Here is a 13,080-nt window from a genome sequence, read left to right on the forward strand (position 1 = left end):
CCGCAAGGCCGGGCAAGCATGATTGGCCGCGCCAAATCGGACCTGGAAATCGATCCGTCCCGACTCTGGCTTGAAGATGACTTCAGCTACCTGCCAAGGAGCAACGAGGCCCAGAGCCTGGGTGAACAGCGTTTCAATCATGAGGAAGAGGCCGCGAGAGGAAAGGCCGCTATTGTCCTCCATGCCGAGGGCGGCAGACTGCCTTCCTCGGCCCGGAGGAAGCGTAAGCGAGCGGGCAGCGATGTAAAGGGTTCGGCTGCGCCCGGACTGCGCCCGGACTGCGTCCGCCCTTGACATCGCCGTCCCCTCAAACCGCCAAAACCAGCGCCCGTTCCACACGAAACGACATAGAGCCGTTCTTTGACGCTATGGATGAGGTCGATCGATTTCATGCCAGGCGTCAGGGCCAGTTCCTTCATCCGCGCAATGAAGGGCGTGATGCCAATGCCAGCACCGATCCAGACCTGGCGTTGCTTGCCGTCCTCGAACGTGAACCGGCCATAGGGGCCTTCCACGGTCACGGCGTCGCCCGCCTTGATACGTTCCGGCAGCACGTCGGTATAGTCGCCGAGACCCTTGGTGATGATCATGATCTTGCGCGTGGCGGGATTCCAGGCTGAGGCCAAGGTGAAAGGATGTTTGCCTTCCCGGCGGTCGAAGTTGACGAAGGCGAACTGGCCGCCCTCATGTCCCTTCCAGCCGTCGGCCAGTTGGATGTGGAATTCCGTGACGCCCATCGCCGGGAACGTTCGCACTGTTTCGATCGTGCCGGACACTCTGCGGCTGCGCCCGATCTGGCGGGTCAGGGCGAGGACCGCTGAAACGACTCCCCCGGCCATCAAAAGCAATGTCACCATGCCCACCGGTTGCAGCCATGCGTCGAAGCGCATCAGGACCATGCCGTGGAACACCAGGACCAGATAGGCGATGGCGATCAGCGTGTGGGTGGTTACGAAAAACTTGTAGGGGAAGCGCTTGATCAGCGCAATCGCGATCAGCACCACCGCAGCGTAGAACGCCCATTCGCCGAACAGCTCCGCTGTTCCGCGTTGATTGTGGAAAAACGTCTGGATGGCACCCAGTTCAAGCTCGCCAGCGGGCGGCTTACCCCTGCTGGGCCGCTCCATCAGGCCGAGACCAACAAGCCATTTCGGGCCGCTGACCGCCACCCAGTGGACAACCGCGGTGACCAAGGCGGCAATGCCCAACCATTTATGCAACCTGTAGGACTTGTCGAGGCCATCCAGCCACGACTCCAGCCATTTGGCGCGGGTCGCCAGGATCATCGCGACGCTCATGGCGCCGATGCTGAGAACGCCTGAATACTGGACGAGCAGTTTGCGCACCGCGATGAAGGTCAAGCTGTCCGGCAAATCGGCATTCGCCAGCACCCACAGGAGCGTCAGCCCGATCAGGATTGACCAGAAGGATATCTTGATGTTTCTCATGGTTTTACCGCCAGTTGATTCGTTCGTTCATCCAATAGAGGTTGATCGCGGGGCACAGTTGCGGGATCTCGGGAGCTGACCTGCTCATCATTCTCGAGCTGATTGCTTTTCAACTGACGTCGCGTACCAGGCGCGCAAAGCTGTTGATGCGGATGGCATCGCCCTGCGGGCCATGACCTTGCGGATAATCGCTCGCCTTGCCGGTTTTCGGGTCGCTGCGTTGCGCGCCGGCACCATGGACATCAACCCATTTGCCGTCCATGAAGCCCATCGCCCTGCCGAAATTCACATAGCTGGCGTAGGTGCCGGCCGCCTTGGACCAGTTCTGGTGCGTGGTCGAAGACCAGAAGGCCGGATAGTCTATCTGCCCCGCTTCATTGGTGATGGGCGTGACCTTGAACAGCGGGTTGATGGCAGCGCTGCCGGTGGTGCTGGGCGAGCGTCTGTAGTCGACCAGAATCTGCAGTTCCTTGACGTTGGGCAGGCTCCAGTCCGAGTGGCCCAGATACTTCTCGGCATTGGCGTGCTGCGCCCAGGCCAGCGCGTCTTGCCAGCTCAGTGCCTTGCCCGAGTCGTTCTGCGTCCACATCAGGCCGGCGCTGGCGTCGGTGATGGTGCTGTCGCCGTTGTCGGTGAAGGCGTTTTCGCCGTAACCTTTCTTGCCACGCACCAGCATGACGTAGAAGGTCTTGTCGCGGCCGCGCATCTTGAGGCCGTAACCCTTGATGCGGCCATCGGCAAAGTTGACGCCGAACATGGTGCGGTCTTCCTCACGTGGTCCGGTGCCGGCCACGTATAGCGTGCTCGACGCCATTTGCGAATCGATGATGCGCTCACCCGCCTGCACATCGCCGTAGCCAAAGTCGAAGACCTTGGTGTTGAGAAAGGGAATCAAACCCGAGGTGTCCGTGCCTTCCCAGCCACTGACTTCAACGCCGTCAAAATTCATCAGTGAATACATCTCCTTGATGGTCGGCAACCGCCAGTCGCTGTGGCCGGCATAGCTCGCCTTTTTGGCGAAAACCAGCGCGTCTTCGTAGGACAGCTTGTCGGCTGCGCCGATCTTGCCGTCGCCATTCAGGTCGGGCGATTTCATCCACATCAGGCCGGTCACCTTGTCGCTGACGGTGCCGTCGCCGTTGTCGGCGTAGCTCATCGGCTTGCGCTGCTGTTGAGCGTCTTGGCCAGCGAAAGCAGCGCCCTTTGCCGGGCAAGCAATCTTGCTGCTGTCGAAGCAGGCACTCTGGCCGGTATCGGGGACAGGGAACGGCGCCTGGGCAAACGCTGTGCTGGCGGCGAGAAAAGGCGGTATGAAGCTGAGCAAGCGTCGTACTTGCATGATCGGTTGGACTATCAGTTGATTTCCGGATACTTTTAGTTAGAATGGTGATAGTATCAATCAGAATCATTCATGTAAAGGGGCGTTGGTGATTCGTAATCCGGCAAAACTTCATCCTTTCCTGCACGCAGCGACTCTGTTGGAGAAACGTGTGACTGCATTGCTGAGAGCGTCCGGCGTGAGTCATCGTCAGGGCCTAATCCTGGACGCCTTGCATCGCATTGGGCCGACATCGCAAAGGCATCTGGCGAAAGAATTCGGTATTTCACCAGGAAGCATGAGTTCCATGACTGATCGGCTGGTTGCCTTGGGGTTCATCACACGAAACACGAACGCGGATGATCGACGTAGTGACGTTCTGGAGCTGACACCGAATGGCCTGGCAATACTGACGGTTGTTCTGGATGTCTGGCAGGGCGCCGACGACAGAATTGAAACGGCGCTAGGCCCGAAGAAAGCCGCGCAGTTTTTCGCACTCACCGCAGAGCTCAGAAATGCTCAGGGTGGCCGTGCGCCCGAACATGCAGACGGCTAAAGTCACCGAGTGCTGGTGGACCTTGACTGTCTGCTTGCAGGCGATACCCGTGCTCGGATTCGCAGTTTTCGCTGCCGTAAACTTGCTATCCGGACCTTGACACCGGTCCCCCCGTAACCAAGAAGTACCCCATGACCTCTCCGATTTCAGCCCGATACTCACTTGCTCCTTACCTGCTCAACGCCCTGGCGTCGCTTGCCATGGTGGCTTGCGGAGGCAGTGATGACAGCACCACGATAGCGGGTGCGCCAACCATCGGGGCCACAACGGCAGGTGATGCAAGTGTCAGCATCGCCTTGATTGCGCAGGCGCTGCTGGCCGCCGAGGCCGGCTTCATCAACGGCATCACGCTGTCGATCAACGGCGGCAAGTACTTGTCATGACCCGTTCGACGTTCGCCACGATCGCCGCGACGGCCTGGCTGCTGACGGCGGCCGGTTGCGCCTCGGTGGCACCGATCGCAGCACCGCCACAGGCGGTCGAGGTGCCCGCGCAGTGGGCCGCCGGCATCGATGCCACGGCGGCCACGCCCGCTCCGCTCGCGCAATGGTGGCAGCGGTTTGGCGATGCGCAGCTGTCGCGCCTCGTGGAGCGCGCGCTGCAGGCCAACACCAGCGTGAACAGCGCCCAGGCCGCGCTGCGCCAGGCGCGCGCGCTGCGCGATGTCACCGCGGCCGGCCTGTTGCCGACGCTCGACGGTTCGGCCAGCGCGCAGCGCATCCGCACCGGCTCGGGCAGCACCCAGAGCACGGTCAACACCTTTCTAGCGGGGCTCGACGCGAGCTGGGAGCTCGACGTCTTCGGCGGTCAGCGCAGCGCCCTGCAGGCCGACGAGGCCAGCGCGCTGGCCAGCGCCGCCAGCCTGGGCGACGTGCAGGTGTCCGTCGCCGCCGAGGTCGCGCTCGACTACATCGCGCTGCGCAGCGCTCAGGCGCGCCTGGCCATCGCACGAGAGAACCTGGCGAGCCAGCTTGAGACGCTGCAGATCACGCAGTGGCGCCGGCAGGCCGGACTCGTCACCTCGCTCGACGTCGAACAGGCGCGCACCTCGGCCGAGCAGACGGCCGCGCTGTTGCCTGCCTTGCAGAAGACCGTGGACCAGACGTCGCACGCGCTGTCGGTTCTGGTCGGCCAGGCGCCGTCGGCCTTGTCGGCCGAGCTCGGCGCCGCCAGCCCGGTGCCGGCCGCGCCCGACGACCTGGCGCTTGCTTTCCCGGCCGAGACCCTGCGCCAGCGCGCCGATGTCCGCGCCGCCGAATTTGAGTGGAGCGCGGCACGCGCCCGCGTCAGCCAGGCCGAAGCCGCGCGCTGGCCGAGCTTTTCGCTCGGCGGCTCGCTGGGCTTGGTCTCGCTCACGCTCGGCTCGCTGATCGACGGCAGCTCGCTGGCGAGCAGCGTGCTGGGCAGCGTCACCGGGTCGCTGTTCGACGGCGGCGCAGCGCGCGCGCAGGTCGGCGCGCAGCAAGCCGCGCTCGAGCAGTCGCTGCAGGATTACCGCTCCGTCCTGCTCGTTGCCCTGAAGGATGTCGAAGATGCGCTGGTCGCCCTGCGCAGCGACCGCGAGCGGCTGGGGCACCTGAAGGATGCCGCCGACGCGGCCACCAATGCGGCGACGCTGGCGCGCCAGCAGTACGCCAGCGGGCTGGTCGATTTTCAGACCGTTCTGCAGACGCAGCGCACGCAGCTCGGCGCCCAGGACGACGTGGCCAGCGCCAGCGCCGACGTCAGCAGCGACCACGTGCGCCTGTACAAGGCCCTGGGCGGCGGCTGGACGCCCGATAGCGCATCCGTCGCCGCCGTCGTCGCCACGCAAGCGACGGTCCGCCAGGCGACCTCCTCCGCTGCGCACTGACACCCGCTGCCACTCTCTACGATCACTTCACACCGACCCGCCATGAGCCAGAAGAACGCCGCCACCCCATCCGACCTGCAAACCCTGCTGGGTGAGGACCATCCGCCGCGCTGGTGGCAGCGCGGCTCGCTCTGGTTCGCTCTTGGCGCCCTGCTGATCGTGGCCGGCGGTGTCTATTACTGGCAGGCGCAAAGCGCCGGCAAGGCCGTGCCCACCTACGTGACCGCCGAACTGCGCATGGGCAGTCTCACGCTTAGCGTGTCGGCCAACGGCACGCTACAGCCCACGCGCTCGGTCAACGTCGGCAGTGAACTGTCGGGCACGGTCGAGCGCGTGCTGGTGGACGTGAACGACCAGGTCAAAGCCGGCCAGGTGATGGTGGAGCTGGACGCGTCGAAGTTCAGCGATCAGGTGACCCGCTCGCGCGCCTCGCTTGTCGCCGCACGGGCACTGGTCGCGCAAAGCAAGGCCACCGTCGCCGAGTCGCGCGCCAGCCTTGCGCGTCTGGAGGACGTCTTCAAGCTTTCTGGCGGCAAGGTGCCTTCGGCCACCGAGCTCGACAGTGCGCGCGCCGCGCTAACCCGCGCCGTGGCCATCGAATCGAGTGCTGCCGCCAACGTCGGCGTGGCCAAAGCCACCCTCTCAACGGATGAAACCAACCTCGCCAAAGCCTCGATCCGCTCGCCCCTCGACGGGGTGGTGCTCAGCCGCTCGGTGGATCCGGGCAACGCGGTGGCCGCCTCGCTGCAGGCCGTCACTCTGTTTGCCGTGGCCGAGGACCTGACCCAGTTGCAGCTCGAAGCCAGCGTGGACGAGGCCGACGTGGGCGCTGTGAAGGTGGGGCAAAAAGCCAGCTTCACCGTCAGCGCCTACCCCTCGCGCCGTTTCCCGGCCACGATCCGCCGCGTGGCCTATGGCTCGACCACCACCAACAACGTGGTGACCTATGTGGCCACGCTCGACGTGAACAACAGCGACCTCAGTCTGCGCCCCGGCATGACGGCCGTGGCCACCATCGTGGCCACCGAGCGCGATGGCGTGCTCCTCGTGCCCAACACTGCGCTGCGCTTCTCGCCCACCGCAGCCGCCGCAGCGAGCAAGCCCTCCGAGAGTAGCAGCATCCTGTCCAAGATAATGCCGCGCCCGCCGAGGAGTAGCAGCACCAAAGTGGCCGGCAGCGAGAACAAGGCCCCTGGCACGCGCCAGATCTGGGTGCTGCAGGGAGGCCAGCCGGTTGCCATGCAGGTGCAGACCGGCATCAGCGACGGCCGCATGACCGAGGTCAGCGGCGAGAGCCTCACGCCCGGCATGGCCGTCATCACCGACCAGCGCAGCGCAAGTGCCGCACCATGAATCAGCCGGCCACTCCAGCCACGGGGCAGCCCGGGCCTGCTCCGCTAATCCGTCTGCGCGGCATTACCAAGGTCTACGGCACAGGGGAAACGGCGTTCCAGGCGCTCAAAGGCGTGGATCTGGACATCCAGAAGGGTGACTTTGTGGCCATCATGGGCCCCAGCGGTTCGGGCAAGTCCACGGCCATGAACACGCTGGGCTGTCTGGACACACCCACCACCGGCACCTATGAGTTCGAGGGCGTGCAGGTGCAATCGCTCAGCCGCGACGAGCGGGCCCGCTTGCGCCGGCGTTACCTCGGCTTCGTGTTCCAGGGCTTCAATCTGCTGGCCCGCACCTCGGCACAGGAAAACGTGGAGCTGCCACTGATCTACCGCGGCGAGCCCGCCGCGCAGCGCCATGCCCTGGCCGCGCGCGCGCTCGAACAGGTCGGCCTCAAAGGGTGGGAACACCACACGCCGGGAGAACTCTCGGGCGGGCAGCAGCAGCGCGTGGCGATCGCGCGCGCCATCGTCACGGAGCCCGCCGTGCTGCTCGCCGACGAGCCCACCGGCAACCTCGACACCGCCCGCAGCAAGGAGATCATGGAGCTACTCTGGCACCTGAACGCCGACCAGGGCATCACCGTGCTGATGGTAACGCACGAGGCCGAGATGGCCGCCTACGCGCGGCGCATCGTGCGCTTCGTGGACGGCATGGTGGAAAGCGACGAGCGCAACCCTGACCCGGTCGGGCTCCAGGCGGGACACGTTGCGACGGTCATGGGAGCCGGCTGACCATGTGGCTCAACACCCTCCTGCTCGCGCTGCGTTCGATCCGGCGCAACCTGATGCGCTCGTTCCTCACCATCCTGGGCATCGTGATCGGCGTGAGCGCGGTGATCACGATGGTCACGGTGGGCAATGGCGCCACCGTGTCCGTGCAAAACCAGATCTCGGGGCTGGGCACCAACCTCTTGCAGATTCGACCGGGCCAGCGCATGGGTCCGGGCAGCGGTGGTTCCAGCGCACCCTTCTTCAAGGACAGCGACGCCGAGGCCATCGCCACCCAGATCGGTGGCGTCGCGGCCGCTGCCCCCCAATCGCGCTCGTCGGGCACGCTGGTGGCCAATGGCCGCAACTGGAGCAGCACGATCACCGGCAGCACGAACGAGTGGCTCACCATCGGCAACTGGGCCCTGGCCCAGGGCCGCGAGTTTTCCGACGTCGAGCAGCGCGCCGGTGCGGCGGTCTGCATGATCGGCGAAACCGTACGGCGAGAACTGTTCGGCAGCAGCCCCGCGCTGGGCGAGTCGCTGCGCGTCAAGCTGATCAGCTGCGAGATCATCGCCGTGCTCGGCTCCAAGGGGCAGGGTTCGTTCGGCAACGACCAGGACGACCTGGTCTTCATACCGATCAAGACGCTGCAGCGCCGCATCACCGGCAATACCCAGGTCAACGACTTGCTCGTGTCGATGGCCGACGGCAGCGACTCGACACGCGTCAAGTCCAGCCTGACGCAACTGCTGCGCGAACGCCGCAATCTGGCCGACACCGACGACGACAACTTCAACGTGCTCGACACCAAGCAGCTGGCCGACACGCTCTCGGGCACCACCAAGGTGATGACCACGCTGCTGGGTGCCGTGGCCGCGGTGAGCCTGCTGGTGGGCGGCATCGGCATCATGAACATCATGCTGGTCAGCGTCACCGAGCGCACGCGCGAGATCGGCCTGCGCCTGGCCATCGGCGCGCTGGAGCGCGAGGTGCTGCTGCAGTTCCTGATCGAGGCCGTGGTGCTTGCCGCGCTGGGGGGATTGATCGGCATCGTGCTCGCCACTGGCGCCTCGATCGGCCTTTCGGCCGTGATGAACTTGCCCTACGCGTTCAACCCCGCGGTCAACCTGCTGAGCTTCGTCTTCTCTGCCGCCATCGGTGTGCTCTTCGGATACTTCCCGGCCCGCCGGGCAGCACGGCTGAACCCGATCGATGCGCTGCGGCATGAATGAGCTTTCCGAGAGCACACGTGAAGCCGATCCAACTGTCTCTGCTCGCCGACACGCTGTCGCCACAGCCCTTGTTCGCAACAATCAAGTGCGCAGCGGGGGGTACGAATTTCACGACAACCCCTCTTCTTGCGTGGCAAGCAGTTTCATCATCCCAAAGGTGCAATTTCGTGACCCGCGATTCTTTGAGTCTCTTGAGGTGAACGAGATGAACAGGGTGCGCGTCAAAAAAAACGATTCTCAGTCGCGCCACGGGTCGAATAGCGGCACCCGCGCCCTGGCATAGTCGCCGGTGTCCCGTGTGACCACCGTCAGGCCATGATGCAGACCGGTTGCCGCAATGATGAGGTCTGGCTGCGAAAACGTATTGCCGGACTTGCGGCCCTCTTCGACCAGGAGCCGCCACGTGAACATGATGTCTTGGCTGACGGGAAGAATTCGCTCCTCGAACATGGGCCGAACCTTGTGGGTCAGCCATCCGTTCAGTTCGGCGCGGCGGTTGGCATCGGTAACGAGTTCGATGCCGAAGCGGATTTCGGCCAGAGTGACGGTGCTGACGAACAGGAGATCGAGCGGTTGTGCTGCGACGAATGCCACCACTTGCGGCGCGGGCCGGGGGCGCCGCAGTTCGGACAGGACATTCGTATCGAGCAGCCAACCCGTCACAGGCTCACATCTCGCACGGGCATCGGCACGCGCTGTGGTTCGATGTTGATGTCGCGGTGCGGCGAGGTTTGCAATGCCTCGATCAATGCTTGGCCGGTGCGAACGCCCTTGAGCCGGCGAAACTCTTCGGCCGCGATGACGACGACCTCATCGCGGCCATGCACGGTCACATGCTGCGGCCCCTCGCTGCGTACCAAACGCACCAACTCGCTGAAGCGGGCCTTGGCGTCCTGAAGCGGCCAGTGACCAGGGCGCACACGCGCTGGCTTTGGTGAGGAAACTGATGGTTTTGATAAACTAGTCGTTCTGATCAGAATAGCATAGACGTCAAACCCACTCAAGCTTAAATGCACCGCCCTTAGACTATTGATAACCTATTTATCAATAGTACGATGGAGCTTATGAAGGAGGCCGACTCGCGACGGATGCATTGTCAAAGATTGACAATAATTGACAATGCTGATATTTCTGATGTCACCTGACCACGGGAGGCACCCATGACGATGAACATCAACCTGACCCCACAGTTGGAACAGCTGGTGCGCTCGAAAGTGACCTCTGGGCTGTATAACTCCGCCAGCGAGGTGGTGCGCGAGGCTTTGCGGCTGATGGAGCGCGAAGACCAGTTGCGCGCGGCGGCGCTGGCGCAGCTTCGGCAAGACATCCAGGCCGGTCTTGATAGCGGACCTGCGACGCCGCTCGATATGGAAGAGATCAAGGCCGAAGGCCGCCGTTTGCGCGCGGCGCGGCTTTCGAGCACCGGCGAGCAGACCTGACGATGCCCCGTGTCCTCAAACGTCCGCTTGCCTATTCCGACCTAGCTGAAATCTGGTCGTTCAGCGCAGATGACAGCGCGGACGCCGCTGACCACTTTCTCGCAGTCCTGGAGCAAAAGTTCAGGCTGCTGGCCACGCAGCCGCAGATGGGGCGGTCGCGGCCGGAACTTATGCCAGAGCTGCGGAGCTTTCCGGTCGGTCGCTATGTTGCTTTCTACTTGGCCATGGCGGACGGCATCGACTTGTTGCGTGTTCTGCACGGCGCGCGCGACATAGGGGTGCATGACTTTGAAGACGACAACCTCGAATGAAGTGACCAACCCACTGCCAGCGCCGGCGACCTCCGCCGGCCGGCTGCTGACCGCCGACCAGTTTCAACGCCTGGCCGACGTGCCCCCCGAAATCGAATGGTTCGCCAATCTCGGCAACAAGGCCACCCGCCGCGCTTACGAAAACGCCCTCGGGGATTTCATGAAGTTCACCGGCATCGTGAAGCCCGAGGAATTCCGCACCGTGATCCGCGCCCACGTCATCGCCTGGCGCGACGACCTGGTGCAGCGCGCCTTGAGCGGCATGACGGTACGGCATCGCCTGGCGGCCCTGTCGTCGCTGTTCGAGTCCCTGTGTGAGAAGAACGCCGTAACCCATAACCCGGTCAAGGGGGTCAAGCGCCCGTCGGTGGAAAGCTACGAAGGCAAGACCCCGGCCCTCGGCGACCATCAGGCGCGCAAGCTGCTGGACGCGCCCGACGGCGCCTCGCTCAAGAGCAAGCGCGATCGCGCCCTGCTGGCCACCCTGCTCTATCACGCGCTACGCCGCGAGGAGCTGTGCCGCTTGAAGGTCAAGGACTTCAAACACGAGGGGCGCGGGGTGCCGCACCTGAAGGTGTTCGGCAAGGGCGGCAAGATCCGCTATATCCCGCTGCACCCCGCTGCCAGCGGCTTGATCGGCGACTATCTTGAGGTCGCAGGGCATGGCGCTGACGATGCCGGTGCCCTGTTCCGGCCGCTGCGCAATAACTGCACTACTGGCGGACTGGAAAGAGCGATCACGCCTGATGCAGTTTACAAACTGGTGCGGCAATACTCAGCGGCGTTGGGTTTCGCGATCGGGGCGCACGCGTTGCGGGCGACCGCCGCGACCAACGCGCTTGACCACCAGGCCGACAATGCCAAGGTGCAGGAGTGGCTGGGTCACGCCAACATCGCCACGACCCGAATTTACGACCACCGCAAGACCCGGCCGGAGGACAGTCCGACGTTCAAGGTGGCCTACTAGAGAATGCTAGCGTCCTCTATCTGGCAGGACCGTCCACTGGGGTTTTGCACTTAATTTCCGCCGCGACATCCTGCCGGCGTGCTTGAGCTGAGGGGCGGAGCTCAACACCCGGAGTGCGTTGAAGTTGCCATGCGTCATCGATGCTGTTGCGCCTGGCGTTGTGTGGTTTGCCACCACTCCCGAGCGGAGGTGCCGCGTAAAATTCGCCAATGATCCGTTCCGAACTCATCTATCGACTCGCTGCCCTCTTCCCGCAGTTCACGCCCAAAGATACCGAGCTTGCGGTCAAGACCATTCTTGAAGCGCTGAGCAACACGCTGGCGAAGGGGGACCGCATTGAAATAGGGGTCTGCTCACGAAACGGAACATATCGTACGTTAGGCTGTTAGCATGATCTCGCCAGGAGCCAATCGAGAATTCGGAGAGCTCGTGCGCTAAGCTTCCGTTGCCGTTTCGTGGCGATGCTTTGCCAGCAGCCGAACCACGGTGGAAGGATGTACCCGAAACAACCTGGCGGCATCGGCGCCGGTCTTGCGGCCTGACGTGACCAGATCGATCACTTCCTTTTGTTGTTGAGAGGTGAGCTTCGCGCGGCGCCCCCCAATCCGGCCTTGTTGCCGTGCGGCGTCGAGGCCCGTGCGGGTGCGCTCGCGCAGCATGGCGCGTTCGAACTCGGCGAACGAACCAACAATCTGCATCATCATTCTTCCGGCGGGCGTGGAGGTATCAATCGCTTCGGTCAGGCTCTAGAAGGCGGCCCCTGCCCCATCAATCTTCTCGAGAGTCACGAGCAGGTCTTTGAGTGAACGGGAAAGCCGATCGAGCTTCCACACGACGACGACGTCACCCTTGCGTAGATGCCCGAGCAGACGATGCAGCTCCGGGCGGTCCCAGCGGCCCCCAGACGCTTTCTCCTGAAAGACCCTTTCGCAGCCGGCGGCCTCAAGTGCACCGATCTGAAGTGCGGTGTCCTGATCCTGGGTAGAAACGCGAGCGTAGCCGACGCGCATGATTGCAAATTCCTGTTGCCATTTGATTCTATTTTGCAATACGTTTTTGCAACCTGCAAGGCCTTGCGCTGGGGTAGTTGGCTTCGCGTTGCGCAAAGGAACGTTTGTGCAACAACCTGGCGCGACACGGCCCTCGCCCACCGGATGCTTTACCTTGCAGAGAACGCCTCAGCATCGCGCCCTCGCCAGCCGACAAAACGGGCACGATCGCGCATGCGACACATTCGGCTCGTAGATGTACATGGCCTGGCACCTTGCACACCGCTCCCAGCCGACGATCCGCGATCGCACATCCCTGATCGCGTACCACGCGGCATTGATGTCCAGACCAGCGCTGCCGACACGACCATGCACTTCCCACGCCGACAACAGCATCGCTGCGGTGACCGACCGGCCATCCCCCTCGTCAAGACGGTTGTAGAGGGCAACGAAACTGGAGAGCTTGGCCAGCATCATCGGGTTGGTGATGAAGGGTCGGACGGAGTCCGGCAGTTTCCCGTTGTGTGGACTTTCACCGTGGATCTGCCGCCAGCGCATGCGCAGCGGCTTTGGATGGATGTTCGTCAGGTAATGAACGATCGGCACGCGCAGGCGCAAACGGATCAGCTCATGGGCCACCCGGCTGTTTTCCAACTCATCAAGAGCAAGCAGCGCCGACATGACCGTTAGAGCAGCGTCGCTTCGGCGTAGGTGCTTTTCGCATCCCTGGGCATCTGCAGCAGCCGCTCAAGCGCCGAGTCCGTCAATCGGAAGGTGTAAAGCGACACGGGGACTGTCTCCGCCAGCTCGTCGATTTCGTCCATGTCGAGCGAGGCCACCTTCTCGATCACGGGCACGGG

Annotated in this window: 14 protein-coding genes and 1 pseudogene; 9 read left to right on the forward strand and 6 right to left on the reverse strand. The window is 63.5% G+C overall.

The features are described 5' to 3' along the window. Nucleotides 1-137: 137 nt before the first annotated feature. Both E4Q23_RS20845 and E4Q23_RS20850 read right to left on the reverse strand, forming a co-directional pair. Nucleotides 138-1,448 (reverse strand): ferredoxin reductase family protein, encoded by a 1,311-nt coding sequence (locus E4Q23_RS20845; RefSeq protein WP_169068408.1) that lies wholly within the window; start codon nucleotides 1,446-1,448, stop codon nucleotides 138-140. 109 nt (nucleotides 1,449-1,557) lie between these two features. Next, on the reverse strand, nucleotides 1,558-2,787 hold the full coding sequence (locus E4Q23_RS20850; RefSeq protein WP_169068409.1) for a DUF1566 domain-containing protein: 1,230 nt from the start codon (nucleotides 2,785-2,787) through the stop codon (nucleotides 1,558-1,560). A gap of 88 nt (nucleotides 2,788-2,875) precedes the next feature. On the opposite strand from E4Q23_RS20850, the gene E4Q23_RS20855 reads away from it, so the two are divergent. From E4Q23_RS20855 to E4Q23_RS20880, 6 genes are all read left to right on the forward strand, one after another. Next, nucleotides 2,876-3,322: a MarR family winged helix-turn-helix transcriptional regulator gene (locus tag E4Q23_RS20855; protein ID WP_211203876.1), complete on the forward strand. Its 447-nt coding sequence runs from the start codon at nucleotides 2,876-2,878 to the stop codon at nucleotides 3,320-3,322. Nucleotides 3,323-3,453: 131 nt separating this feature from the next. Further along, the gene (locus E4Q23_RS20860) at nucleotides 3,454-3,705 is read left to right on the forward strand and encodes a hypothetical protein (protein WP_169068411.1); all 252 of its coding nucleotides are present in this window, start codon (nucleotides 3,454-3,456) and stop codon (nucleotides 3,703-3,705) included. Then, on the forward strand, nucleotides 3,702-5,174 hold the full coding sequence (locus tag E4Q23_RS20865) for an efflux transporter outer membrane subunit (protein WP_169068412.1): 1,473 nt from the start codon (nucleotides 3,702-3,704) through the stop codon (nucleotides 5,172-5,174). Before E4Q23_RS20860 ends, E4Q23_RS20865 begins: the two co-directional genes overlap by 4 nt. A gap of 42 nt (nucleotides 5,175-5,216) precedes the next feature. Further along, entirely contained in the window at nucleotides 5,217-6,527 is a 1,311-nt protein-coding gene (locus E4Q23_RS20870) for an efflux RND transporter periplasmic adaptor subunit (protein WP_169068413.1), read from the forward strand. Continuing rightward, nucleotides 6,524-7,303: an ABC transporter ATP-binding protein gene (locus E4Q23_RS20875; RefSeq protein WP_169068414.1), complete on the forward strand. Its 780-nt coding sequence runs from the start codon at nucleotides 6,524-6,526 to the stop codon at nucleotides 7,301-7,303. The genes E4Q23_RS20870 and E4Q23_RS20875 overlap by 4 nt, the downstream gene beginning before the upstream one ends. 2 nt (nucleotides 7,304-7,305) lie before the next feature. Continuing rightward, nucleotides 7,306-8,514 carry an ABC transporter permease gene (locus E4Q23_RS20880; protein WP_169068415.1) on the forward strand — a complete coding sequence of 403 codons (1,209 nt, stop codon included), beginning with the start codon at nucleotides 7,306-7,308 and terminating at the stop codon, nucleotides 8,512-8,514. A gap of 237 nt (nucleotides 8,515-8,751) precedes the next feature. Here the strand turns inward: E4Q23_RS20880 and E4Q23_RS20885 are convergent, their stop codons facing one another. Both E4Q23_RS20885 and E4Q23_RS24685 read right to left on the reverse strand, forming a co-directional pair. Next, nucleotides 8,752-9,177 (reverse strand): PIN domain-containing protein, encoded by a 426-nt coding sequence (locus E4Q23_RS20885; protein WP_169068416.1) that lies wholly within the window; start codon nucleotides 9,175-9,177, stop codon nucleotides 8,752-8,754. After that, entirely contained in the window at nucleotides 9,174-9,518 is a 345-nt protein-coding gene (locus E4Q23_RS24685; protein ID WP_272873727.1) for a type II toxin-antitoxin system Phd/YefM family antitoxin, read from the reverse strand. Before E4Q23_RS24685 ends, E4Q23_RS20885 begins: the two co-directional genes overlap by 4 nt. Before the next feature lie 156 nt (nucleotides 9,519-9,674). Here E4Q23_RS24685 and E4Q23_RS20895 point away from each other — a divergent pair, with 156 nt between their 5' ends. From E4Q23_RS20895 to E4Q23_RS20905, 3 genes are read left to right on the forward strand one after another with little or no spacing between them, the layout of a single operon-like run. Next, nucleotides 9,675-9,953 (forward strand): type II toxin-antitoxin system ParD family antitoxin, encoded by a 279-nt coding sequence (locus E4Q23_RS20895; protein ID WP_169068417.1) that lies wholly within the window; start codon nucleotides 9,675-9,677, stop codon nucleotides 9,951-9,953. A 2-nt stretch (nucleotides 9,954-9,955) separates the two neighbouring features. Further along, nucleotides 9,956-10,264, forward strand: coding sequence for a type II toxin-antitoxin system RelE/ParE family toxin (locus tag E4Q23_RS20900; protein WP_169068418.1), 309 nt, complete (start codon nucleotides 9,956-9,958; stop codon nucleotides 10,262-10,264). A gap of 1 nt (nucleotide 10,265) precedes the next feature. Beyond that, nucleotides 10,266-11,231, forward strand: coding sequence for a tyrosine-type recombinase/integrase (locus tag E4Q23_RS20905; RefSeq protein ID WP_423753369.1), 966 nt, complete (start codon nucleotides 10,266-10,268; stop codon nucleotides 11,229-11,231). A 434-nt stretch (nucleotides 11,232-11,665) separates the two neighbouring features. On the opposite strand, the pseudogene E4Q23_RS20910 reads toward E4Q23_RS20905, so the two are convergent. Both E4Q23_RS20910 and E4Q23_RS20915 read right to left on the reverse strand, forming a co-directional pair. After that, a pseudogene (locus E4Q23_RS20910) lies at nucleotides 11,666-12,241 on the reverse strand (recombinase family protein). A gap of 168 nt (nucleotides 12,242-12,409) precedes the next feature. Beyond that, nucleotides 12,410-12,901 carry a FlhC family transcriptional regulator gene (locus E4Q23_RS20915; protein ID WP_169068419.1) on the reverse strand — a complete coding sequence of 164 codons (492 nt, stop codon included), beginning with the start codon at nucleotides 12,899-12,901 and terminating at the stop codon, nucleotides 12,410-12,412. Nucleotides 12,902-13,080 lie beyond the last annotated feature (179 nt).

The sequence above is a fragment of the Candidatus Accumulibacter phosphatis genome (assembly GCF_012939955.1).
GTDB lineage: Bacteria > Pseudomonadota > Gammaproteobacteria > Burkholderiales > Rhodocyclaceae > Accumulibacter > Accumulibacter delftensis.